Below are 24,379 nucleotides of genomic sequence, written 5' to 3'. Positions count from 1 at the left end.
GTCAGTTCTCGCCTGCTCCGCCATGGCGGCAGGATGGGGTCATTGAAGGAGAGCGGCCGCCGCGCAACACCAGCGCCACGCCCGCCGCAGCCATAACGATACCGCCCAGGGCCGGGGCGCTCAAGCGCTCGTCAAACAGCCACCAGGCCTGGAGCGCGGTCAGGCCGGGCACCAGATACAGATAGGCCGCCACGCGGCTGACATCGCCATCTCGCAGCATGCGCATCAACAGCAGCACCGCCAGGATGGACAACATGACCACGCTCCAGCCCAGGGCGAACAGGAATTGCCCGCTCCACACCACCTTGTCGCCGCGCTCGAACAGCAAGGCGAGCATGCCGGTCACGGCAAATGCCGCCAGGTATTGATGAAAGGCGCCGGTCAAAGGATGCGCGCCTTGCCCTTTGCGTTTTTGATAGAGCGTGCCGAAAGTAATCATCAACAAGCCGGCAGCGACGAAGACAATGCCTGGGTTGCCGCTCAAGACCAGTCCCTTGCTGCCGGCTATCACCAGCGTCGTGCCGCCCAGGCCCAACGCCATTCCCAGCCATTGGATGGCGCGGAAGCGCTGCCCGTCCAGGCGCCAGGACAGCAAGGCCGTCAGCAGGGGTTGCAGACCCATGACCAGGGCAGCCAGGCCCGCCGGCACGCCCAGCTTGATCGCGGCGAACAAACAGCCCAGATAGCCGCCATGCAACAGGCCGCCGCTGACCCACTGGCTGCGCATCTGCGCCTTGCGGGGCCAGGCCGGCCGCAACACCACCACCAGACCGGCAAAGCACAGCAGGGTCAGGGCCATGCGGATGGCCAGGAAAGTAAATGGCCCGCAGTACGGCAAGCCCAGCTTGGCGCCGGTAAAGCCCGTGCTCCACAACAGCACGAATACCCAAGGTATCCACTGATTGGCGCGCATCACCACTCCCAAAGATTAAGAATGAAAAATGGCGGCCATCGGCCGCCATGTCAATGACATTAACCTGATTGTATCAGCTGCGCTTGCTCCGCGCATTGGCGGCGATGCGCATGCGCAAGGCGTTCAAGCGGATGAAGCCGGCCGCGTCGGCGTGATTGTAAGCGCCGCCGTCTTCGTCGAAAGTGGCGATGGCCGGGTCGAACAGCGAATCGGTCTTGGATTCGCGGCCCACTACGATCACATTGCCCTTGTACAGCTTCAGCCGCACCCAGCCGTTCACCGTGGCCTGGGACGCGTCTATCATCTGCTGCAGCATGACCCGCTCCGGGCTCCACCAGTAGCCCGTGTAGATCAGCTGGGCGTACTTCGGCATCAGCTCATCCTTCAGGTGAGCCACTTCGCGGTCCAGGGTGATGGACTCGATGGCGCGGTGCGCCTTCAGCATGATGGTGCCGCCCGGCGTTTCATAGCAACCGCGCGACTTCATGCCCACGTAGCGGTTCTCGACGATGTCCAGCCGGCCGATGCCGTGCTTGTTGCCCAGGCGGTTCAGCTCGGTCAACACCGCGGCCGGGCTCAGCGCCTGGCCATTCACGGCGACGATGTCGCCCTTGCTGTACTCCAGCTCCACGTACTCGGCCTGGTCCGGCGCGTTTTCCGGGCTGACGCTCCACAGCCACATATCTTCTTCCGGCTCCTGTGCCGGGTCTTCCAGCACCGTTCCCTCGTAGGAGATGTGCAGCAGGTTGGCATCCATGGAATACGGGCTGCCGCCGTTCTTCTTCTTGCTGATGTCGATGCCGTGCGCCTCGGCGTAAGCCAGCAGCTTCTCGCGCGACAGCAGGTCCCACTCGCGCCACGGCGCGATCACTTTCACGTCCGGCTTCAGCGCGTAGTAACCCAGCTCGAAACGGACCTGATCATTGCCCTTGCCGGTGGCGCCGTGCGACACGGCGTCCGCGCCCACCTGGTTGGCGATCTCGATCTGGCGCTTGGCGATCAGCGGCCGGGCGATGGAGGTGCCCAGCAGGTATTCGCCCTCATAGATGGTGTTGGCGCGGAACATCGGGTAGACATAATCGCGCACGAACTCTTCGCGCAGGTCCTCGATGAAGATGTTCTCGGGCTTGATGCCCAACGAGACGGCTTTTTGCCGCGCCGGCTCCACTTCCTCGCCCTGGCCGATGTCGGCGGTGAAAGTCACCACCTCGCATTGGTATTCGTCTTGCAGCCACTTGAGGATCACCGAGGTATCCAGGCCGCCGGAGTACGCCAAAACCACTTTTTTGATGTCAGACATTGCTTCTCTTCCTACTGAATTGTTTGCGGATCGATTGCCGGGCGGGACTCAGTCCTCGCGACGCCCCAGCAATAGATACTCGATCAAGGCTTTCTGCACGTGCATGCGGTTTTCCGCCTCGTCCCACACCACGCTTTGCGGGCCGTCTATCACCTCTGCCGCCACTTCCTCGCCGCGGTGGGCGGGCAGGCAGTGCATGAACAGCGCCTCTGGCTTGGCGTGCTTCATCAGCCCGGCCGTCACCTGATAGCCTTCGAAAGCCTCGCGGCGCGCGGCCTGCTCGGCTTCGAATCCCATGCTGGTGAACACGTCGGTGGTGACGATGTCCGCGCCCCGCACGGCCTGGGCCGGATCCTGGAACAGTTCGAGCGTTTCCGCGCCGTAGGATTGGCCATCCAATGCTTTCAGCTCGTAGCCGGCCGGCGACGCCACCTTGAGCTTGAAGCCCAGCACGGCTGCCGCTTGCAGCCAAGTGCGGCAGACATTGTTGCCGTCGCCAATCCACGCCACCGTCTTGCCCTGGATCGAGCCGTGCCGCTCCACATAGGTGAAGATGTCGGCCAGGATCTGGCACGGATGGTATTCGTTGGTCAGGCCATTGATCACCGGCACGCGCGAATACTGGGCCAGGGTTTCCACCAGGCCTTGCTCATAGGTGCGGATCATGATGATGTCGCTCATCCGGGACAGCACGCGCGCGGTGTCCTCGATGGGCTCCCCGCGGCCGATCTGCGAACTCTTGGTATCCAGAAACATGGCGTGGCCGCCCAGCTGGGCCATGCCGGCTTCAAAGGAAACGCGAGTGCGCGTGGAATTCTTTTCGAACACCATGGACATCACCTTGCCGACTAGCGGCCGATGCAACTCCCCGGCGCTTTGTCGTCGCTTCAGGACCTGGCTTCGCGCGAAGAGATGGTGATACTCATCGGGAGTGAGGTCGCTGAATTGCAGGTAATGCCTTACTGACGTCATGATGCTCCAATCAAAAAAAGAAGCCGCTGCGCGTGCAACACCGAGAGGTGATTTCATGCGCAACGGCACATTACTACACGCTGGTCTCAAGTCACTTTACTAAATGCCGCACCTCCACAAGAACACGGGCATGTTTTATAGAAATGCGACATTTCTTATATTTATCGGAAATCGCACTGTCTGACAAGCACTCAATTGAATAGCGCGCGGCTCGGCAGCTCCGCCCACTCGTCCGGACGCAGCACGCGCAGGTAAAACTCCCCGCCATCCTCGGCCAAACCGTGCATTTCAATGGTTTTCTGCGTCTTCTGCAGCCGCGCGAGATAAGCCAGGATCGTGTCGTCTATCACCTGTCCCGGCACCAAAACGGGGATGCCCGGCGGATACGGCACGATCTGGTCGCAGCACACCCGGCCGCTTAGCGCGGGATTGGGGCGGCCATCGTCATCCAGCAGCGGCAAGCGCTCTCCGGCCTCATAAAAAGCGTCGCGCGGCAGGCACGCCAGCCGCGTGAAACGCGGAATCTCCGGCATGCGTCCCAGCGCGCGGGCGGGGCGGTTTTCCTTGGCCAGGCGCAGCATGGCGTCGTACAGCCGGGACAGTTTGCTGCGCGTGGTGCCTATGGTCAGCAACAAGGTGATGGTGTTGAACGTGGATTTTTCCACCTGAATGTTGTAGCGCTCGAACAGCGCCTGCTGCAGCTCGTCCGCGGTGAAGCCGGACTGGCTGAAATCGACCGTCAGCTTGGTCGGATCGAGCTGGATGCCATCCTCCCTCACGTCCTCCGGCAGCAGGTCTTCCAGCTCCAACACACGGAATGCGCCGGTGGAGTTGATCTTTTCGCGCAATTCCTGCGCCAGCTTCAAGGTGCGGTCCAGCAAGCGGTAGCCTTCCATCACCGCTTGCTTGCGCGCCACGTCCAGACTGGCGATCAGGTTGTACTGCGGACTGGTGGACGCGTGCATATTGAAGTTTTCGCGGAACAGATGCTCGTCGAAGCGCGGGTCGTTGACGTGGATCATGCTGGCCTGCGAGAACGCGGACAGGATCTTGTGCGTGCTCTGCGTGACATAGTCGGCGCCGGATTCCAGCGCCGTCGGCCGGAAGGCAGGATGGAAGCGCGCGAAGCCGTACCAGGCCTCGTCCACGATCACCTTAATGCCCCGCTCGTGCGCGGCCTCGATGATGGGCTTCAGGTCATAGCGCAGGCCATCGTAAGTGCATGAGGTCAGAATCAGCACGCGGGCGTCCGGGTTTTCCTCTATCGCCCGGAAAATGGTGGCCTTGGGCACCGGGCCGAAAATGCCGTACTGGCGATTGATGGAAGAATCCAGATACACCGGCCGCGCGCCGGACAGGATCACGCCGTGATGCACGGACTTGTGGCAATTGCGATCCAGCAGCAGCTTGTCGCCCGGCGCCAGCAAGGTCTGGAAAATCACCTTATTGGATGTGGAGGTGCCGTTGGTGGCGAAGTAAGTCTTGCGCGCGCCGAAGGCCTTGGCGGCCAGCATCTGCGCCTCGGCGATGACGCCGGTGGGATGCAGCAGCGAGTCCAGCATGGGCACCGATACCGACAAGTCGGCCCGCAACAGGTGCTCGCCGGCAAAGTCGTGGAAGTCGCCCACCCACGGGCTGCCCTTCAGCGAATCCCCGCCGGAGTGGCCCGGCGTATGCCAAGAGTCCTTGGCCATGCGCACGTACTGCTTGAGCTTGTCGTAGAACGGCGTGGCGGACTTGTCCGCCAGCTCGGCCACCAGGATGCGGAACCAGCCGTTGAAGTCGGCCTCGTCGCGGTAGAAGTAACCGTCCACGGCATGGCTGGCCAACTCCTCGACCAAGGCGCGCTCGTCGTCGTTCTGCAAAAAAACGTAAAGCGAGATTTCCGGACGGAAATCGCTGATGCGGTTAGCCAGCTGCGCCGCGGCCTCGCCATTGGCCGTGCCTTTCAGTTGCCGATCCACCAGCACCACTTGCACCTCGCCGTCGCGGGCCAGCAAGTCCATGGTTTCCGCCGTGGTGTTGGCGGCGACGAAAGTCAGGCCAAACGGATTCTCCAGCCGCACGGCGGCAGCCCCCAGACCGGCCATCACTTCAGCCTGCCAAGTCACATCGTCGCTGACCACTAGAACGCGGCTAACGGGTTTCATGATGGTTTCTCCTGATATGTATGCCGCGCACATTGTTTTGGGTTCTGGGTCTGTCCGGCCATGCGCGTTTTTTATTTGCTCCTATCCTATCCGCAACTCGCCGCCGCCGTCATTATGCGGACGCACATAGGCCGCATGCGTTACAATTGCCGCATGCTGACCGATGCCGAAAAAGACGCCATTCGCGACCATTACCGCGCCATTTCCGACCGCCTGCCGGGCTTCACTCCGCGCGCCTCGCAAAGGAGGATGCTGGCCGAAATCGCCAATACGCTCTCCCGCGCCCAGGAAAAGACGGATGACGAGTGGCCGGAGCGCGAGGGCGAAAGCATCGCCGTGATCGAGGGCCCCACCGGCGTCGGCAAGAGCCTGGCCTATCTGCTGGCCGGCGGCGTAATGGCGCGCGCGCGCGGCAAGAAGCTGGTGGTCACCAGCGCCACCGTGGCGCTGCAGGAACAGCTGGTCAACCGCGACCTGCCCTTCGTGGTGGAAAACAGCGGCTTGCCGCTGACCTTCGCCCTGGCCAAGGGCCGCGGCCGCTATCTTTGCCCTTACCGCCTGTACGGCCTCACCGCCCAGCACGCGCAACAAAGCCTGCTGCAACCGGACCCCATGATGGCGCTGTGGGACCACAAGCCGGAGCAGGCCGAACTGGACGCGCTCAGCGCCATGGCGGACGCCTTTCACTACCGCAAATGGAATGGCGACCGCGACAGCTGGGACACCATCATCGAGGACGGACTGTGGGCGCGCGTCACCAACGACCGCCACGGCTGCCTGAAAACCGCCTGCCCCAATCGCGCGGAATGCCCGTTCTACCTGGCGCGCGACACACTGGAAAACGTGGACGTGGTGGTGGCCAACCACGACCTGATGCTAGCCGACATTTCGATGGGCGGCGGCGTGATCCTGCCCGCGCCCGAGGAAAGCTTCTATTGCATAGACGAGGCGCACCATCTGGCCAAAAAAGCCATCAACCAGTTCGCCGCCGAGCATTCGCTGGGCCAAGCCCTGGGCTGGCTGGACAAGGTAGGCGCGGTGGTGGTGCATGCAGAGGCGCACACCGGCAAGGCCGAACTGGCCAGCAACGCGATAGACTCTGCCGCCGCTTGCGTGGAGACGCTGACCGAGTGGCAATGGCTGCTGGGCAGCGAGGACGCGCTGGCCGCCAGCAGCGACAATCTGGAGCCGTCCTGGCTGATTGAGGACGGCGTCTTGCCGGAGCGGCTGAAGGCCTCTGCCGCCAATATGGCCATCTCCGCCCGCGCGCTGTCCAAGCAATTGGACGACATGGGCAATGCGCTATCCGAAGCCCGCAAGGACAAGAGCGGCGACGCCGACCTGGACAAAACCGCCACCGAGCTGGGCTTTTTGATCGGCCGCGCGGAACAGTTGATGGCGGTATGGGACCTGTTCGATACCGAAACGCCGGAAAACGCGCCGCCCATCGCCAAATGGATCACGCGCAAGGCAGAGGGCAAGGGCGATTATCTGTTCTCCGCCTCGCCGGTCAGCGCCGCCGCCAGCCTGGCCGCCACGCTGTGGCGCCGCGCCGCCGGCGCCATCCTGACCTCCGCCACGCTGCGCTCGCTGGGTGATTTTGAATTGCTGCTGTCGCAAACCGGCCTGAAATGGCTGCCCAAGGTCAGCTGCATGGCCCTGGAGTCTCCGTTTAACTTCGACGAGCAGGGCGAGCTGTACCTGCCCCCGCTGCTGGCCAGTCCCAAAGACCCAGGCGGCCATACCCGCGAAATCATCGAATGGCTGCCCAAGCTGGTGGATCTGAAAGAACCGGTGGGCACGCTGGTGCTGTTCTCGTCCCGCAAGCAGATGCAGGAAGTGGCAAGCGGGCTGCCGGCTCAGCTGCGCGAACGCTTGCTGATCCAGGGCGACATCCCCAAACGCACCCTGCTGGACACCCACCACCAGCGCATGAAGGATCAGCAAGCCAGCGTGATTTTCGGCCTGGACTCCTTCTCCGAGGGACTGGATCTGCCCGGCGAGAGCTGCGTGCACGTCATCATCGCCAAGCTGCCCTTCGCCATGCCGGACGACCCGGTGGGCAAGACGCTGTCGCGTTGGATTGAAAAACGCGGCGGCAATCCGTTTATCGAACTGACGGTGCCGGAGGCCTCGATCAAGCTGGTACAGGCCGTCGGCCGCCTGATCCGCACCGAGCGGGACTATGGCCGCGTCACCATACTGGACAACCGCCTGACCAAACAGAGTTATGGCAAGAAGCTGCTGGCCTCGCTGCCCCCATTCAAGCGCATATGATTTTCAGGTATGATCATGAAACTTTCGCATTAGCACATGCCAGCTAGCCTACAATACGCCTTAGCAAGCGAAGCAGCTATACCCCAAGCAAATACATTGGTCCCACCGCCATGATCTGTAATCCGTACGAAATTGTGATCCAGGGCCTCACCTCCGAGGGTCGCACCTTCCGCCCCAGCGACTGGGCCGAGCGGCTGGCCGGCATTCTGGCCTCCTTCGACACCAACCAGAAGCTGTCCTACCACGCCTTTGTCCGCCCCATGCTGCTGGAAGGCGTGCGCTGCGTGGCGGTGGATAAAAAGTTGGAAAAAATCTATCCGCAGATCTTCCAGTTCCTGATGGCCTTCGCCAAAGACAATGACCTTCGAGTAGTCGATTGTCGGACACTAATTGACGAAGTCTATCCGAATAAGTTTTTGGCATAAGCGCAACAAGCGTCGCTTTATTGCGACGAAACCAGCCGAATTGGAAACACTCCTGTCATATTCTGTGGTTAAACTAAGACAAGTTGTGAAGCAGACGCATCCAAACCGACAATAACGGTGATTCGAAAACTTCACTGCATCACCACAGAAACTCAGACTTGACTTGGAGTTCCACCATGCAAAAGAAGAATCTGGCAGCCCTGGTTGCCTCCCTGTTCCTCGTTCCGGTTGCGGCACACGCTGACGTCACCATCTACGGCTTCATGAGCGGCGGCATTGAGTCCACCAAGGCGACAGGCAACGGCAACAGCAGCAAGGACTACACCTCCCGCACTCGCGTCGTCGATCACAACTCCCGGATCGGTTTCAAGGGCGCGGAAAACCTGGGCGATGGCCTGAAGGCGATCTGGCAAGTGGAAAGCAGCCTGCGCAACTTCGAGCAAGGCGGCACCAATGACGCGGGGCAATCCGCCACTCTGGGCACCCGTAACACTTTCGTCGGCATCGAAAGCGCCGACTTCGGTAAAGTGCTGCTCGGCCAATACGACTCTGCTTACAAGACCCTGTCCGGCAGCGGCAGCAACGCCCTGGCCATCGATGTAATGACCAACACCACCGCCGACAACTTCGGTAAATCCTCGGTCAACGGTCGCGGCGAAGAACGTCTGAAGAACTCCATCCACTGGTACTCCCCGAACTGGTCCGGCTTCCGACTGGGCGCCTCCTGGGGCGTGGATGAGACTCGTCTACAAGACAACAACAACAACTCCGCAACCGATGCCAAACGGCTGTCTCTGGGCCTTGCCTATAACTGGGGCGCTCTGAACCTGAGCACCGGCTGGGACCGTCGCTATGACACAGCCGTGAAAACCAACACCAACTCCATCTATAACGGTGCAGGCAACACCCCGCCGGATGCCAATGGCACGTCTGGCAAGAATACAACTATGTTCAACATCGCCGGCAGCTACAAGTTCGACTTCGGCACCTATATCGGCGGCTACTACGAGTGGGCCACCTATGACCAAGTCGTTAGTGGCCAAGTGAAGCAGGATGACTGGCAAATAGCCTTGGGCCAAGACTTCGGCGCCGCCTCGGTCAAGCTGGCTTACGGCCAACTGGGCGCATTGAAGAGCGTTGGCGCAGGCGTGAATGGCGACGACTACAAGGCCACGCAATGGATCCTGGGCGGCACTTATAACCTGTCCAAGACCACTCAACTGCTGGGCTACTACACCAAGATCGACAACAAAGCCAAAGCCAGCGCCAACTTCGGCAACAATGGCATCAACGGCCTGGCCGCTGGCAACGACCCGCAAGCGATCGGCTTCGGCATAAAGGTGGCGTTCTAAGCATCCCTGGGAAGCCAATACGCAAAACGCCACGGCATGCCGTGGCGTTTTTCTTTTGTTAAGTCCCGGCTCATGCCCAACCACTGCGCGCCGCTATCTGCAGACCTGCACTAAAGCCTCCGGCTGCGACACCAGAAAGTTGCCCTCTCCCTGCCACTGCCGGATGCGCTTGTCGCGCTGGCGCTCCCATTCATCGACGGGATATTTGCGCGCCCAGGCGCACATCAACTGCCTGTCCTGCTGACTCATGCGCAAGCCGTAGCGCTGGTGCATATACAGAGTGATGCGCGCCGCCGCGCCGCGCACTTCTTCCCTTGGCTGAAAACGCTTCAATTTGAAATCGACAATCGATTGGCACTGTCCATATACCGGCCGCGGATGCAGCTCCCATGCGCCATAGGCGAAATTGGCGCGGTCGCCGTTCACTTCGCCGACAGCCGGCACCAGATTGTTCAAATCGCCCTCAGCCATCTGGAACAGCGCATCGTTATCGGCGCAATTCTTCCTGCCGCCTTGTTGCCAGCACTGCCGTTGATGGCCCAGCACCCAGGCCGGCACCACATGCTCCCATTCGATGCGGCTGGCCCGGGCCTCTGACTTGCGCGGCTGATAGCCGCAAGAAGCCCAATCCACCGCCTTGCCCTGATAGTGACAGCCGCAGTAGAAATCCACCTCCATGCCGGCATACACGCGCGGGAGGATACGCTTGGCCGCGGGAAAATCTCGATGCCCAGTCGCCTTGCTGCCGCTGATCAACGGCGCTGCCTGCACCTGCGGCGGCGCATCGCTTTGCGGCTCTGGACGCACGCCGCTCAACAAGGCCTCGCCTAGCGCGGCCAGCTGCTTGACTTCGCCCGAGCGAGCCGCCTGGCTCAACTGATGCGAGTCGCAGGCGCCCAGACCCAAACTGCTTAGAATCAGGAATATCGATGTACGCATCAGCCGAAGTGTAAGCATTGCGGCCAAGTGCGGCAATATCATTGCCTGGTTTCGCTCAAACAAAAGCCCGCGCTCAATCAAGCGCGGGCTTTTCATCAAACGTGCATGATTACCAGATGTGGATGCGCTGCCCTTCCGGCTTGTACATCTTGTCCCCTGGCTTCACGTCGAACGCCTGCTGGAAGGCGTCGCTATTCGATGCCGCCCCGATCGCGCGGAAGCGCGCCGGGGAATGCGGATCGGAAACCAGGCGGGCCAGCGTGGCCTCATCGCGCATCTTGGCGCGCCAAACCTGAGCAAAACCGTAAAAGAAGCGTTGATCGCCGCTCATGCCATCGATCACCGGCGCCGGCTTGCCGCCCAGAGAAAGCTGGTAGGCTTTGTAGGCGATTTGCAGGCCGGCATTATCCGCGATGTTTTCGCCCAGGGTCAGCTTGCCGTTGATGTGCTTGCCCGGCAGCGGCTCGTAAGCATCGTACTGCGCCACCAGCTTGCTGGTCAGTTCATGGAAACGCGCCTTGTCCTCAGGCGTCCACCAGTCGCGCAAATTGCCGTCGGCATCAAACTGGCTGCCCTGGTCATCAAAACCATGGCTGATCTCATGACCGATCACCGCGCCTATGCCGCCGTAGTTGACCGCATCGTCCGCAGCAATATTGAAGAATGGCGGCTGCAGGATGGCGGCCGGGAATACAATCTCGTTCTGGCTCGGATTGTAATAGGCATTCACGGTTTGCGGCGTCATGCCCCATTCGCTGCGATCCACCGGCTTGCCCAAATGGGACAGATTCCACTGCAGCTCAAAACGATGCGATCGCTTGACGTTGCCAATCAAGTCATCCGCGCTCACCGCCAAGCCGCTGTAATCGCGCCACTTTTCCGGATAGCCTATTTTCAGCATGTATTTGGACAACTTGAGCTGCGCCGCCTTCTTGGTATCGGGCCCCATCCAGCTCAGGCTGTCTATGCTCTGGCTGTAGGCCTTCATCAGATTGCCGACCAACTCCTGCATCTTGCGCTTATGCTCCGGCGGGAAGTACTTGGCTACGTACAACTGCCCAACCGCCTCGCCCAAAGACTCCTCCACCAGTTGCACCCCGCGCTTCCAGCGCGGGCGCTGCTCCTTCACCCCGGACAGAGCCTTGCCGTAGAAATCGAAGCGCGCATCCACCATGGATTTGTTCAGATACGGCGCATAAGCGTCCAGCGTGTGGGCAATCAGATAATCCTGCCAACTTAACAAAGGCTCGCTGCGCAAAAGCCGTCCCAGCTCGGCCACATACGCCGGCTGCGCAACATTGAAGGCGGGCGCGTCATGGATGCCCACCGCCGCGAAGAATCCTGGCCAGTTCAGCTTGGGCGCCAATTTCTTCAGCTGAGCCAGGGTCAGCTTATTGTAGGTTTTCTGCGGATCGCGATTCTCCACCCGGCTGCGCTGAGCCTGAGCAATCTTGGTCTCCAGCGCCATTACCCGCTTGGCGCGCTTCTCCGCCTGCGCATAGCCGGCCTGCCGGAACAGCCTGACCAGGTAATCGCGGTAGGCCGCGCGCGCCTTGGCGAAACGGGCATCGGCGCTCAGGTAATAATCCCGATCCGGCATCGCCAGCCCGCTCTGATACAGATTCAGCTGATACGCCGTGGCATCCTTGACATCGACGGCCACGAATAATCGCAAGGGCAGGCCCACATTGCTTGGCTGCAAGCCGCCTAGCAACTGCAATAACTCGGCTCGGCTGGACAGCAAGGTAATCGCTTTCAAGTCCGGCTCGATCGGGGCCAGCCCGAGCTTTTCTACTGCCGCCTCATTCATGAAACTGGCGTACATCGCGCCGATCTTTTGCGCCTCGCCGCTCGCGCCATGCTCCGCGGCAGCGGCTTCGATCAATTCTCGGCTGCGAGCCTCGCTCAGATCGTACAATTCTTTAAAAGCGCCATCCCAAGATTCGCTGGCGGGAATCTCATGCCCCGCCAGCCACTTGCCGTTCACCGCCGCGTACACATCATCCTGCGGCCGGACCTGCAGGTCGAAATTGGCCTTGTCGATGCCGGCGACACCTTGCGCCCATGCCTGGCCGGCCAGCAGCAAGGCCAGCGCCAATGCTTTCAGCTTCATCTCCATCCCCTATATAAAAAAGGCAGCCGACAGGCTGCCTTTTGGCTCATGCATTCGCATTTACTGCACGAATTGTTCCGAACCCACGATGCCCAGCTTGGTCAGACCCAAACGCTGCGACTCCGCCAACACCATCGCCACCGGCGCGTACGTCGCGTCCTTGTTCGGCTTGATGTGCAGCTCCGGTTGCGGATCCGACTTACCCGCCGCCGACAGCTTCGCCTCCAGCGCCTCCCGGTTCGCCAGCCGCTCGCCGTTCCACAGCACCGCGCTGTCCGGCGTGATGTCGATCTGCACCACCACCGGCTTCGTCTGCGCCTTCGACGGGTTGTTCTGCGGCATGTCCAGCTTCACCGCGTGCGTCTGGATCGGGATCGTGATGATCAGCATGATCAGCATCACCAACATCACGTCGATCAACGGCGTGGTGTTGATTTCCATCATCAGGTCGTCTTCTCCCGACGACCCCACGTTCATCGCCATACTTCCTCCTCCTACTCCGCGCCCACCGGACTCGGCGGCTCGGTGATAAACGCGATCTTCACGATCCCCGCCTGCTGCACCGCCAGCACGATGCGGCCGATCGGCGCGTATTTCGCCGACGCGTCGCCGCGGATGTGCACTTCCGGCTGCGGATCCTTCTTCGCTTCCTTCACCAGACGCGCCAGCAATTCCTGCTGATCCTTCACCGGACTCATGTTCCAGTAGATGCGGCTATCCGGCCCCACCCCCAGCACGATGTTTTCCGGCTTGGTCTGCGTCGGAATGTTGCGCTCCTTCGGCAGCGTCATCTTCACCGTCTGCGTCACCACCGGCACCGTGATCAGAAAGATGATCAGCAGCACCAGCATCACGTCCACCAGGGGTGTGGTGTTGATCGCCGACAGCACCTGGTCTTCTTCACCCTTGCCGTGGCCAAATCGTTTGTAACGCGCCATGGCCGTTTACCGGGTCGGGTTGTTCAGCAGGCTGGCGTGCAGACGGCCCGATACCACGCGTACATTGTCCAGCACCAGCTTGTTGCGACGCACCAGCCAGTTGTAACCCAGCACCGCCGGCACCGCCACGGCCAGGCCGATCGCGGTCATGATCAGCGCTTCGCCCACCGGACCCGCTACCTTGTCGATGGAGGCTTGGCCCGAGGTGCCGATCTTCACCAGCGCGTGGTAGATGCCCCATACCGTGCCGAACAGACCCACGAACGGCGCGGTGGAACCCACGGTGGCGATCACCGACAGACCGTTCTGCATGTGGTGGCTGGCGGAGTCCACCGCGTCTTCGATGGCCATCGCCACCCAGGTGTTCAGGTCTACGCGGTTGGCCAGCTCGCCCTTGTGTTCGCGCGCGGCTTCGATGCCGGCAACCGCCACGGCGCTGTACATCCCTTCGTCGGCCAGTTCGCTGGCGACCTTTTGCAGTTCCACGCCATGGTGGCCCAGCAGTTCATGCCCCTGCTTGATCAGGCGGCGTTGTTCCAGCAGCTTGACGATGCCCACATACCAGGTGGAGGCGGACATGATCAGCAGAATGATCAGCGTACCCTTGGCCACGAAGTCGCCTTGCGACCACAGCGCGTCGATGCCATACGGATTGGAAGTGGAGACGGTTTCTGCCGCCAGTGCCGGCAGTGCGCTCAGCAGGCCGGCTGCGCCCAGGACTTTGCCCAGCAATGCGCGAGTGATCTTGGTCATGGTATTTACTCCTTTGTGTCTTGAGATGCCCTGGTCTTAGGAGCCAGAGTCCATTTTGAAGCCGAATTCCTGTTTCAACTGGGAATTGGCCTGGCAGGTGTAACCCTGCAATGCGGTCACGATGGCGGCCTTGAACGCGCTGCGGTAGCGCGGCGGTATGTCGCCACTGAAGTTGAAGCTGGCGTCGCCGCCAAACTTGCCGCTGGCGCCCACGCTGAACACCACGTTCACCACGCCTTGGATTTCGTCTTCCAGGGCCTTGGCCGGGTATTCCGGGTTTTCCAGGTGGCTGCAGTTGGCCTTGGCCGAGACCGGGCCCTTCGGCGCTTCCACCACCGGCGCCGGCGTCGGGGCCGGTTGCGGCTTCGGATCGGAGGTCACCGATTGGATGGCGTTTTGCGATTGCACCACCGGCGGCGGATTCACCACCGGCGGCACGTAAGCCTGCGGCTTCGGCGGCGCGGCCTGCGGCACCACTTTCTCGATCTTCGGTGGTGGCGGCGGCGGTGGCGGCGGCGGCGGTTCGCTGATCACCGACACTTCCACTTTCTGCTGGATCACCTTGACCACGCCTTGGGCCAGACCGGTCACCAGCGCGTAGATCAGCACGGCGTGGAATATGATCACCCCGGCCAGACCGGCGAATCGTCGGCGCGGCGGAGGTCCTCCTACTCCTTTGGCTGTGATACTAGTCATATGGGTTACCCACTCTTTCAAAACCGGCAAGCCGGACGTTTTCGTCTTATGAACCAAACCGTCCCAGCCTGCCGACGATTACCACACCAAATGGATGCGGTTTCCCGCATCCTTTGGCACCTACTGCTTGGGCGTACTACCCATGACAGAATGCTATACCTGCAGACTAAATACAATAGCCAGCGACTACAGTTTGTATGACGCCTTCAAGAAATATGCACGTCCAACCGAGTCAGCCAAGACCGGATCGAAGCCAAACTGGAAGGTCTTGGTCTGGTTGCTGTACGGCGGCTCCTGATCGAACAGATTCTTCACGCCTGCGGTCACTGTCAACTTCTTGTTCCACAGATAGGTGCCGGACAGATTCCAGTTGGAGTACGGCTTGACATTATGAGCCTCGTCGTTCGGATTCATGTCGGTGTAACCGGACGAATAGTTCTGCACCAGCAGGGCGCTCCAGTTAGCCTTGGACCAGCCCAGCGTCAGGCTGTGCTTCCAGCGCAACGTCGGCACCATGATGTCCTTATACCAACCGCCCAGCGGGCTGTAATAGGTGCCGCCCTTCTCCAACTGCTGAACGTACTTGGAGGTGTAGGTGCCATCCAGCCCCACGTTGAAGTCGCCATAAGCCGTCCTGGGGAAGCGATAGGCAAAGCTCAGATCCACGCCGGCCGCACTCAGGTTGCCCAGGTTTTCAGACGTCGTCTGCACGTAGTCAAGCGATCCATCCGCATTGCGCACGAAACGGTCCGCGTACTTGGATGGATTACCGAAGATGGCGCCAGGATCCATCACGCCAATCGTGTTCTGCACCATGGTCCACCAGAAGTCCGCGCTGGCCTTCAGGTTCCTCACCGGCTCCAGCACAATGCCGAAGGTCAGCGAAGAGGCTTTTTCCGGATTCAAATTGCGGCTGCCGCCTTGCTGCACCATGAACTGCTGATTGCAATCCTGCGCCTTATTGCCGCCATTGGCCGGGGTTCCGCCAGGGCAGCGGACCGGGTCGTTGAACTTGCTGGCGGTATAAGTCTTCGAGTTCGGCATGAACACGTCGTACAGCGTGGGCGCGCGGAAGCCCTTGCTGGCCGAACCGCGCAACAGGACTTGCGCCGCGGGCTGATACTTGAAAGCCACCTTGGGGTTGAAGGAATTGCCAAAATCGTTGTAATGGTCGAAACGCGTGGCCAGTTGCAGCTCCAGGCCCTTCACCACCGGGATTTCGGCTTCGGCGTACAGCGCGGAGACATTGCGCTGCCCTTGGGTGGACTTCGAGTCCGCGATGCCGGAACCGATGGCATTGCGCGCGGCTTCCTGTATCTGGCTATCCAGCTTCTCGTGGCGGATTTCCGCGCCGAAAGCAGCTGCGACCATGCCCGCCGGCAGCGCGAACAATTCCTTGCTGGCCTTGGCGTCCGCCAGCGCAGTCGTGTACTTGGCAATCCAGCCATCGCCGTAGAGGCGCACGCTATCCCAAGCGCCCGGCGCGGAATCGCCGAAGGGATTGATGGTGCCATCCTTGAACGCCTGCTTGATCAGCGTTTCGTTGGCATAGCCATTCTTGTAATTGATGGTGCTCTTGTTCTCCGAGTACACCGCGCCGGCGCGGTAATCCCAGCCCGCCAGCAAGCCTTCGGCATTGAATGCGAGGCGCTGAGTATCCGAGATGCTCTTAGTCGTGCGGCCACCCAACGGTACCGCGCGGGCATAAACCACGACATCGCTGCCGTCGGTCGCGGTGCCGTCCGGCAGGGTCGTCGGATAATATTTATCGCCCTTCGACAAGGTCACGATCTTGGCCAATGGCGTCGGCGAGATACGGGTGGTGCTGATATTGCGCGCGCCCATGTATTGCACCGACAGCTCATGATCGCCGATGCGCTTGGTGCCCTTGGCCAACGCCGTCACCTGCTCCACCTCTGGCGTTAGATCCATGAACAGCGTGGCCATTTCGCCGCAGGAGTTCGCGTCCAACGGTTGCGCATAGGGCGGCTGGCACTTGGGCGCTGCCGGATTGTAGAGATCGCCTTTGTAGACGAAGTTGGCCGGAAATACGGCGGCGCTCAGATTGTCCGCCGTCAGGTTTTTGTAGGCAAAGCTGCGTTCCGGCGTGGTGATGCGTTGGCTGCGCTGGTAAGCCAGCGAGCCGTAGACGTTCCAGCCATCCTGGGCCAGATTGCCTATCCCGCCCAGCAGGCTGACATTGCCGTTATTGCCGCCCTGATGGTCGGTAGACACCCACTCCCCGCCCACGGTCAGGCCCTGGTAGTGTTTCTTGGTGATGAAGTTGATCACCCCGCCGATGGCATCGGTGCCATAAATGGCGGAAGCGCCGTCGCGCAGCACTTCGATGCGTTCGATCGCGGCCAGCGGGATCGCGTTCAGATCAGTGGCGTAGCCCCCAATGGCTTGGCTGGCGACGCGCCGGCCATCCAGCAACACCAGCGTGTATTGCGAGCCCAGGCCACGCAGGCTGGCGTAAGACGCGCCCCCGCTTACGCTGGCCACGGAAGATGCGCCGACCATGGCAGACTGATTGCTGGCCAACGAGTTGACCACTTGCTCCACCGTAGTGAAGCCTTGCTTGGACATCTCCGCCGTGCTGATGATGCTGACCGGCAGCGCCGTTTCTTGCTTGATGCTGCGCTTGATGTTGGAACCAGTCACCTCCACGCGGTCCAGTTCCCCTGAATTGTCGGCAAACGCGAAAGGCGCTTGGGCCCCTATGCCAATGACAGCCAGCGCCAACGCCAGCTTGCTTCTTTTCATCACGAAACTCTCCTTCACTCTATTTCCCGAGCGCCCTCTGCCGTTTCGAACGCCGACATGAGGGCGGTGCGAGGCGGCCCATGAGCGGGCCAGCCATGTTTCGAGTGTGTTAAGGAGTGCGCCAAATTGTCAACATTAGACAATGGGGGTCACAATTGGTCACATTCATGATTTTTCCTGTCGCGTGATTCACCCTTTCGGTCGCCGCGCCCTTCACCCAAAATGCCAAATAGATGCAAAATCAAGCACAAGCAGCTTTCTTGCACAGCGAACCCGTCTGACTTTCCACCTGGCCACCGCCCGAGAATCTGTCGCTGACTCTCATTTTTTTGTCGCAATCCAGCAAAATATGTTGCATTTATGCAAAAAAAGTGTGGATAAACTTTGTATCAGAGAATCAGGTCCATCTAATAAATTGAGTTTTTCTCATTACTATCATGAGAAGATGGTTCCCACTCCTTCCAAATACACAGCGCCACGCCGGCCACCGCCCAAAACAAAACCGGCCAAAAGGCCGGTTTGCTTTGATGCCGATCAGACTCGCGCTCAGGCCAGCGCCAGCGCCGGACTCCAGCCCTGCGGGATCGCCCCCAGCAGCTTCTTGGTGTAGCCGTCCTTCGGCTCGCGGTAGATCACGTCCGCGTCCGCCTGCTCCACCACCTGCCCCTTGTTCATCACCAGCACCTGGTCCGAGATGTGCTTCACCACCGCCAGATCGTGCGAAATGAACAGATAGGACAGCTTGAACTCATCCTGCAGGTCCTGCAGCAGGTTCAGCACCTGCGCCTGCACCGACACGTCCAAGGCCGAAACCGACTCGTCGCAGATCAGCACTTCCGGCTTCAGCGTCAGACAGCGCGCGATGGCGATGCGCTGCCGCTGCCCGCCGGAGAACTCGTGCGGGTACTTGGCCAGGGCCCCGGCCGGGAGGCCCACCTTGTCCAGCAGGTCTTGCGCCAGGCGCCGCCGCTGGCCGGCATCCTGGCCGATGCCGTGCAGCTGCATCGGCTCGGTCAGGATCTGCTCCACCGTGAAGCGCGGATTCAAGGACGCGTACGGGTTCTGGAAGATGATCTGGATGCGCTTCTTGTAGGCGTGGAACGCCTTGGCGCTCATGCCGATCAGGTCCTGGCCGTGGAACAATACCCGGCCGGCCGTGGCCTGGTGCAAGCGCACCAGGGTCAGCCCCACCGTGGTCTTGCCGGAGCCGGACTCGCCGACGATGCCCAGGGTCTTGCCCTTGGCCAGCTGGAAGGACACGTCCTTCACCGCGTGGAACTGCCGTTTGCCGAACAAGCCTTCGCGGATGTCGAAGCTCTTGCACAGGCCCTGCACGTCCAGCACGATCTCGTCGCCCGCCGCGTAGCCGCGCTGGCGGTGCGGCGGCTCCACGTACGGCTCCGGCCTCAGGAAGTCGTCGATCACCGCCAGCCGGGCCGGGCGGCGGTCCAGGTGCGGACGGCACGACAGCAGCGCCTTGGTGTAGGCGTCCTGCGGGTTCTCGAAGATCTGCTTCACCGTGCCCTGCTCGCGGATCACGCCGTGGCGCATCACCACCACTTCGTCGGCGAACTCGCCCACCACGCCCAGGTCGTGGGTGATGAACAGCACCGACATGCCGTGCTTCTTCTGCAGGTCGGCGATCAATTGCAGAATCTGCTTCTGAATCGTGACATCGAGCGCGGTGGTCGGCTCGTCGGCGATCAGCAGCTTGGGTTCGCAGGCGATGGCGATGGCGATCATCACCCGTTGCTGCTGGCCGCCGGACAGTTCGTGCGGGTAGCTCTTCACCCGCTTCTCCGGCTCCGGCAGGCCCACTTCGGTCAACAGCTCCACCGCGCGCTTCCACGCCGCGGAACGCGACAGGCCGGCATGCAGCGTCAGTGTCTCCACAATCTGCTCGCCCACGGTGAACACCGGGTTCAGGGAGCTCATCGGCTCCTGGAAGATCATGGCGATGTCCTTGCCGCGCAGGCGGCGCAGCTCCGACGCGCTCAGCTTCAGCAGGTCGCGCCCGGCAAAGCGCAGCTCGGACGCCGGGTCGATCTCGCTGGTCTGCGGCGGCAAGAGCTGCATGATGGCCATCGACGTCACCGACTTGCCGGAGCCCGATTCGCCCACTAGCGCCACCGTGCGGTGGGCCGGGATATCGAAGCTCACGCCCTTCAAGGCCTCGAAGCGGCCGCCGTTTTCCTGGCGGAAACGCACGCGCAGATCGCGCACCGACAGCAGGATGTTCTTATCGCTCATTTCTGTTTCTCCTCATCCCGCTCACTTCGCCGCCGCGCGCGGGTCCAGCGCGTCGCGCAGGGCGTCCACCAGCAGGCTGAACGCCGTCACCAATATGGACATGGCGATGGTCACCGCCAGCATCTGCCACCAGTAGCCCTGGATCAACTCGGTCGGGGCCTCGGCCAGCATGGAGCCCAGGCTCACCTGGCGCACGCCGACGCCGAAACCCAGGAAGGACAGGATGGCCTCGTACTTGATCAATGCCACCGTCAGCAGGGAGAACTGCACCAAGAGCAGGTGGGAGATATTGGGCAGGATATGGATGAACATCTTGCGCCCGCTGCCGGCGCCGATGGCATCCGCCGCCTGCACGTACTCGCGGCCTTTCAGCTTCAGATACTCGGCGCGCACCAGGCGGTAGGTGCCGGTCCAGCTGGTCAGCGCCATCACCGTGATGATGGTGGTGATGCCGCGGCCGGACACCGCGGCGAAAGACAGCAAGAGCAACATGTCCGGCACCGAGGTGAATACGCTGTAGAACCAGTTCAGGAAGTCGTCGGTCTTGCCGCCGAAATAACCGGACACCGCGCCCAGCACGCAGCCTATCAGCAGCGAAAACACCGCGCCGAACACACCGACGAAAATGGACGTGGACGTGCCCTTCAGCGTCTTCTGGATCACGTCGCGGCCTTGCAGGTCGCCGCCGAAAGGCAGCGACTCCAGCCGCGGCGGCGTGTGGTCGGCGTATTGGTCTACATGCTTCTCTGCCTCATCCAGTTGTTTGCCTATCGGGTCTTCGGCGCGGCTCAGCGTGACGAGGGCGGACGAATCAGCCTTGGCCGCCGGCTCCGGCGGCAGCGCATCATCGGCCGACGCTTGTACCCAGCTGGGCGGGGCGTAAGGCACGCCCACCTCGTCCGCCCAATGGCCGCCCACCAGATTGAGCCAGCCGCCAACGGCGATGACCAGATAGACCACTACGATCCACAAGGAAATCCAGCCCACCTTGTTGCGCTTCAGGCGCTGCCAACCCAAGCCCCACAGGCTGCGGGACGGCGTTGCCAGCTTGGCGCCGGCGGTATTCTGCAATGTCGTCATGATTGTTCTCCCCCGCTCACTTCAGTTGCACACGCGGATCAATCCACTTGTAGACCAGGTCGCCCAGCAGATTGAACACCATGGTGGCGATGGCGATGTAGATGGTGATGGCCTTGATCACCGGGAAGTCGCTCTTATTAACCGCCTGGATCACTTCATTGCCCATGCCGGGAATGCCGAAGAAACTTTCCAGCACCAGCGCGCCCAGCAAGAGATAGGGCAAGGACATCATGATGCTGGTCACCACCGGGATCAGCGCGTTGCGCAGTACGTGCTTCAACATGATCTGGCGTTCGGACAGGCCCTTGGCGCGCGCGGTGCGAACGTAGTCCTGGCCCAACTCCTCGACGAAGAAGCTGCGGTAGAAGCGGATATCCGGCCCCAGCGACACCATCAGGCCCATCAACAGCGGCAGCGGCACGTAGACGAATAGATTGACCCAGAACGAGTCGCCCCAGCCGCGCACCGGGAACCAGCCCAGTTTGAAGCCAAGATAGAACTGGCCGGCGATGATGTAGATCAGCGCGCTGATCGACATCGCCACCGTGCAGATGATGGTGATGATGTGATCGGTCAGACCGCCGCGAAAATAGGCTACCAGCGCGGCCAGCGGAATGGCGATGGCCAGATCCACCACCAGCATGGCGCCGGTCAGGGTCAGAGACGGGCCGACCCGGCTCTTCAGGATGTCCGACACCGGCTGCTGGGTAGACCACGACGTGCCGAAATCCAGGGTCAGCACCTGATGCACGAATACCAGGAACTGCTGCGGCAGGCTCTTGTCCAGGCCCAGCTGGGCGCGGATATTCGCCAGCACTTCAGCCGTCATGTGCTTACCCGCCAGCACCAGCGACGGGTCGCCGCCCACCAGGGTGAACAGTGTGAAAACCAGCAGCATCACCCCGAACAGGGTCGGGATCATTTGCAGCAGCCGGCGTACGATGAATGCAGACATGTTTCTCTCCTCGTTTGCCGCTTATTTCTGCACGTCCAGGAAGCGCCAGATGGCGTTGAAATTAGGATGGACCTTGAAGCCGCGCACCCAGGGCTGAGCAATGCCATTGACATAACGGACATCACTGAACATCCAGGGCGTGTCCCCCATCACCACCTTGTTCATCTCGTCGTAGAGACGATTGCGTTCCGGCCCGTCCGGCAACACGCGGGATTGCTCGTAGAGGCGGTCATAGCGGGAAGATTGATAGCACGAGTAATTGCTGCCGCCGGTATTCGGTCCGTAGAGCAGCTGGGTGAAGTTGTCGCCATCCGGGTAGTCCGCGCTCCAGGCGCCGCCCACCAGCCCATACTTGCAATCACGCAGTGCCTTGACCTGCTCGTTCCACTGCATCACGCGGAAATTGACCCGTACCTTGATGCGATCAAAGGCTTTCTGCCAGTACTCATTCCATTGCTTGTCGATGGCGGTGGGGCCGGTCAGGTAGTCCACCGTCAGCGGCTTGCCGTCAGGCTGATGGCGGTAGCCGTCCGCGCCTATCTTGTAGCCCGCCTGATCCAGCAAGGCGTTGGCCAAGGGCGGGTTGAACGGGTAGGCGCCGCGGAAATTCGGGTTGTGGCCAGATACATTGGGCGGAATGATGTACTGCATCTGCACCGCCTGGTTGCGGCGGATGTCGCGTATGGTTTCCGCATTGTTGAAGGCCATGGAAATGGCCCGGCGCAAGGCGATCCTGTCCTTGCCGTAGCCGCCCACCATCGGATCCTTCATATTAAAGGCATAGAAGGTGACCCCTTCCTCCAGGCTTCGGCTCAATTGGATGCCGCGATCACGGTATTCCGACTTCAACTCCGCGCGCGCCGGATTGCTGGGATCCATGCGCAGTACCTCGCGAATCAAAGGCTGAGGAATACTGGGATTGCCCGACAAGACATCCAGCTCGCCGCTCTTGAACGCCAGCCACGTCGGCTGCTCCTCCTGGATCACCGCCACTTCGATGCGGTCAATCTGCGGATAGCGCTTGCCGTTCATCTCGCGCGCGATCTTCTGATCCTTGGCGTCCGTGCCCGCGGTGTAATGGAAGGTTTCCTGACGGAAATTGGGGTTGCGCACCAGGCTGATGCTGTTGCCCGGTTTCCAATCCTTCAGCATATAGGGGCCGGTGCCCACCGGGTGCGCGTTGCTATTGTCGCCGTAGGCGTCGATCACCTCGCGCGCCTGCGCCTCCACCCAGCTGCCGGCCAGCACAAAGGGCAAGGATGGGAAAGGCTGCTTGAATTTCAACTGCAAGGTATAGCGGTCCAGCGCCTTCACGCCGTCGATAGGCGTGTCGTAATCGAACTTGCCCTTGGCGGCTTTCTTGACCAAGTCCCCCAGGCCCACCAGCTTGCCGGTGAAGGTGTCGCTGAGCGGCGACGCCACGGCGGGATCGGACAGGCGCTTGATGGAATAGACATAATCAGCGGCAGTCAGCTCGCGCTTCTTGCCCTTGAAGGCCGGATCCGGCGCGAAATAGATGCCCTTCTTCAGATGGAAGGTATAGGTCAGGCCGTCCGCGCTGACGGTCGGCATGGCGGTGGTGACATTGGGTATCACCTTGACCGGACGGGCCAGATAATCAAAGGTCAGCAACGGATCATAGATATGCTCGATCACAGCTGCCGAATAGACATCGGACACTTTGGCCGGGTCGAAGCCCGTTTCGGGCGCGTTGAATGCCACATGCAGCACCTTCTCCGCATGGGCGGCGGGCAGCAGGCTGCCCAGCATCATGGCCAGCGCGAAGCTTTTCTTCAGGCGCATGATCTCCTCCTTTGTTGTCAGGCTGGTCCGGAGCTGAATCCGGTCTGGCTTCCCAGCCTGGTTTCCCCTCGACCGGCGACAAGGCCGCCGATCATGATCGCGGGTGTTCCCGCTGTTTTTGCGTGCGTTCACACGCTTGTTAACACACTGCGGCATCACTCGAAACAACGCCGATTGACACCGCCGCGCGGCGCGGCCATCGTAGAATTCTGGCCGTCAAAGCAAAGCAACATGAACTTCCTGCATGATGCCATGCCTATGAATAATGAATACAGTCCATTCACGCGAGGAAATGACGATGAAAACGATTAAGCTCATCGCTGCCTGCGCCGCTCTTGTCGCGCTGGCCGGCTGCGCCACCCAGCAGGGCTATGCCCAGAAGGTCACCGCCTGGCAAGGCCGGGACGCCAACGAACTGTTGGCCACCTGGGGGGCGCCCACCGGACAGATGACCATGCCCAACGGCAAGCTGCTCTACACCTACCGCAGCGCTTACAGCCAGGACATGCCGATGCAGGGCAGCTTCTACGCGCCGTGGGGCATCAGCGGCGGCGGCTCGGTTTATTACAGCTGCACCACCAATTTCGTGATCGACCCCAAGACCCATCAGGTCCAGTCCGTCAGCTTTGACGGCAACGACTGCGTGGCGCCCGCCAAAAAATAAAATCCGTAGCCGGCGCTGCCGGCTACGGTTCGC

General features: G+C 61.1%; 19 protein-coding genes. 4 read left to right on the top strand and 15 right to left on the bottom strand.

What is annotated here, in order from left to right; all coding sequences use genetic code 11:
* Position 1: 1 nt before the first annotated feature.
* The 4 genes from FYK34_RS05125 to FYK34_RS05110 form a co-directional block, all read right to left on the bottom strand.
* Complete coding sequence (locus FYK34_RS05125) at positions 2–913, bottom strand: DMT family transporter (RefSeq protein WP_149295361.1); 912 nt, start codon at positions 911–913, stop codon at positions 2–4.
* 73 nt (positions 914–986) lie between these two features.
* Positions 987–2,213 carry an argininosuccinate synthase gene (locus FYK34_RS05120; RefSeq protein WP_149295360.1) on the bottom strand — a complete coding sequence of 409 codons (1,227 nt, stop codon included), beginning with the start codon at positions 2,211–2,213 and terminating at the stop codon, positions 987–989.
* A 48-nt stretch (positions 2,214–2,261) separates the two neighbouring features.
* Positions 2,262–3,185, bottom strand: a complete 924-nt coding sequence (gene argF / locus FYK34_RS05115) for an ornithine carbamoyltransferase (RefSeq protein ID WP_149295359.1) — start codon at positions 3,183–3,185, stop codon at positions 2,262–2,264.
* 191 nt (positions 3,186–3,376) lie between these two features.
* The gene (locus FYK34_RS05110) at positions 3,377–5,335 is read right to left on the bottom strand and encodes an aminotransferase class I/II-fold pyridoxal phosphate-dependent enzyme (RefSeq protein ID WP_149295358.1); all 1,959 of its coding nucleotides are present in this window, start codon (positions 5,333–5,335) and stop codon (positions 3,377–3,379) included.
* Positions 5,336–5,488: 153 nt separating this feature from the next.
* Here FYK34_RS05110 and dinG point away from each other — a divergent pair, with 153 nt between their 5' ends.
* The 3 genes from dinG (at position 5,489) to FYK34_RS05095 (ending at position 9,389) form a co-directional block, all read left to right on the top strand.
* Positions 5,489–7,612: an ATP-dependent DNA helicase DinG gene (gene dinG, locus FYK34_RS05105; RefSeq protein WP_149299776.1), complete on the top strand. Its 2,124-nt coding sequence runs from the start codon at positions 5,489–5,491 to the stop codon at positions 7,610–7,612.
* A 110-nt stretch (positions 7,613–7,722) separates the two neighbouring features.
* Complete coding sequence (locus FYK34_RS05100; protein WP_149295357.1) at positions 7,723–8,037, top strand: DUF3579 domain-containing protein; 315 nt, start codon at positions 7,723–7,725, stop codon at positions 8,035–8,037.
* Between the two features lie 176 nt (positions 8,038–8,213).
* On the top strand, positions 8,214–9,389 hold the full coding sequence (locus tag FYK34_RS05095) for a porin (protein WP_149295356.1): 1,176 nt from the start codon (positions 8,214–8,216) through the stop codon (positions 9,387–9,389).
* A gap of 93 nt (positions 9,390–9,482) precedes the next feature.
* Here FYK34_RS05095 and FYK34_RS05090 read toward each other — a convergent pair whose 3' ends face one another.
* The 11 genes from FYK34_RS05090 to FYK34_RS05040 all read right to left on the bottom strand — a co-directional run bounded on the left by FYK34_RS05090 (position 9,483) and on the right by FYK34_RS05040 (position 23,682).
* Positions 9,483–10,424: an endonuclease gene (locus FYK34_RS05090; protein ID WP_231137378.1), complete on the bottom strand. Its 942-nt coding sequence runs from the start codon at positions 10,422–10,424 to the stop codon at positions 9,483–9,485.
* Between the two features lie 13 nt (positions 10,425–10,437).
* Complete coding sequence (locus FYK34_RS05085; protein WP_174774502.1) at positions 10,438–12,441, bottom strand: M13 family metallopeptidase; 2,004 nt, start codon at positions 12,439–12,441, stop codon at positions 10,438–10,440.
* Between the two features lie 60 nt (positions 12,442–12,501).
* Positions 12,502–12,918 (bottom strand): ExbD/TolR family protein, encoded by a 417-nt coding sequence (locus tag FYK34_RS05080; RefSeq protein ID WP_231137376.1) that lies wholly within the window; start codon positions 12,916–12,918, stop codon positions 12,502–12,504.
* Positions 12,919–12,935: 17 nt separating this feature from the next.
* Complete coding sequence (locus tag FYK34_RS05075) at positions 12,936–13,379, bottom strand: ExbD/TolR family protein (RefSeq protein WP_149295344.1); 444 nt, start codon at positions 13,377–13,379, stop codon at positions 12,936–12,938.
* A gap of 6 nt (positions 13,380–13,385) precedes the next feature.
* A complete protein-coding gene (locus FYK34_RS05070; protein ID WP_149295343.1) occupies positions 13,386–14,132 on the bottom strand; it encodes a MotA/TolQ/ExbB proton channel family protein in 747 nt (248 codons plus the stop codon).
* A 36-nt stretch (positions 14,133–14,168) separates the two neighbouring features.
* Complete coding sequence (locus tag FYK34_RS05065) at positions 14,169–14,759, bottom strand: hypothetical protein (RefSeq protein WP_231137377.1); 591 nt, start codon at positions 14,757–14,759, stop codon at positions 14,169–14,171.
* Between the two features lie 255 nt (positions 14,760–15,014).
* Positions 15,015–17,594 (bottom strand): TonB-dependent receptor, encoded by a 2,580-nt coding sequence (locus FYK34_RS05060; protein WP_149295353.1) that lies wholly within the window; start codon positions 17,592–17,594, stop codon positions 15,015–15,017.
* 546 nt (positions 17,595–18,140) lie between these two features.
* Positions 18,141–19,844 carry an ABC transporter ATP-binding protein gene (locus FYK34_RS05055; RefSeq protein WP_149295352.1) on the bottom strand — a complete coding sequence of 568 codons (1,704 nt, stop codon included), beginning with the start codon at positions 19,842–19,844 and terminating at the stop codon, positions 18,141–18,143.
* Between the two features lie 21 nt (positions 19,845–19,865).
* Positions 19,866–20,924: an ABC transporter permease gene (locus FYK34_RS05050; RefSeq protein WP_149295351.1), complete on the bottom strand. Its 1,059-nt coding sequence runs from the start codon at positions 20,922–20,924 to the stop codon at positions 19,866–19,868.
* Positions 20,925–20,940: 16 nt separating this feature from the next.
* Positions 20,941–21,879 carry an ABC transporter permease gene (locus FYK34_RS05045; RefSeq protein WP_149295350.1) on the bottom strand — a complete coding sequence of 313 codons (939 nt, stop codon included), beginning with the start codon at positions 21,877–21,879 and terminating at the stop codon, positions 20,941–20,943.
* A gap of 21 nt (positions 21,880–21,900) precedes the next feature.
* The gene (locus tag FYK34_RS05040) at positions 21,901–23,682 is read right to left on the bottom strand and encodes an ABC transporter substrate-binding protein (RefSeq protein ID WP_149295349.1); all 1,782 of its coding nucleotides are present in this window, start codon (positions 23,680–23,682) and stop codon (positions 21,901–21,903) included.
* Positions 23,683–23,980: 298 nt separating this feature from the next.
* Here FYK34_RS05040 and FYK34_RS05035 point away from each other — a divergent pair, with 298 nt between their 5' ends.
* Positions 23,981–24,346 carry a hypothetical protein gene (locus FYK34_RS05035; protein ID WP_149295348.1) on the top strand — a complete coding sequence of 122 codons (366 nt, stop codon included), beginning with the start codon at positions 23,981–23,983 and terminating at the stop codon, positions 24,344–24,346.
* Positions 24,347–24,379: the final 33 nt, after the last annotated feature.

This window comes from Chromobacterium paludis (genome assembly GCF_008275125.1).
Lineage (GTDB): Bacteria > Pseudomonadota > Gammaproteobacteria > Burkholderiales > Chromobacteriaceae > Chromobacterium > Chromobacterium paludis.
Note: the sequence above shows the minus strand (reverse complement) of the source record. Positions and strands in the feature narration are given on the sequence as shown.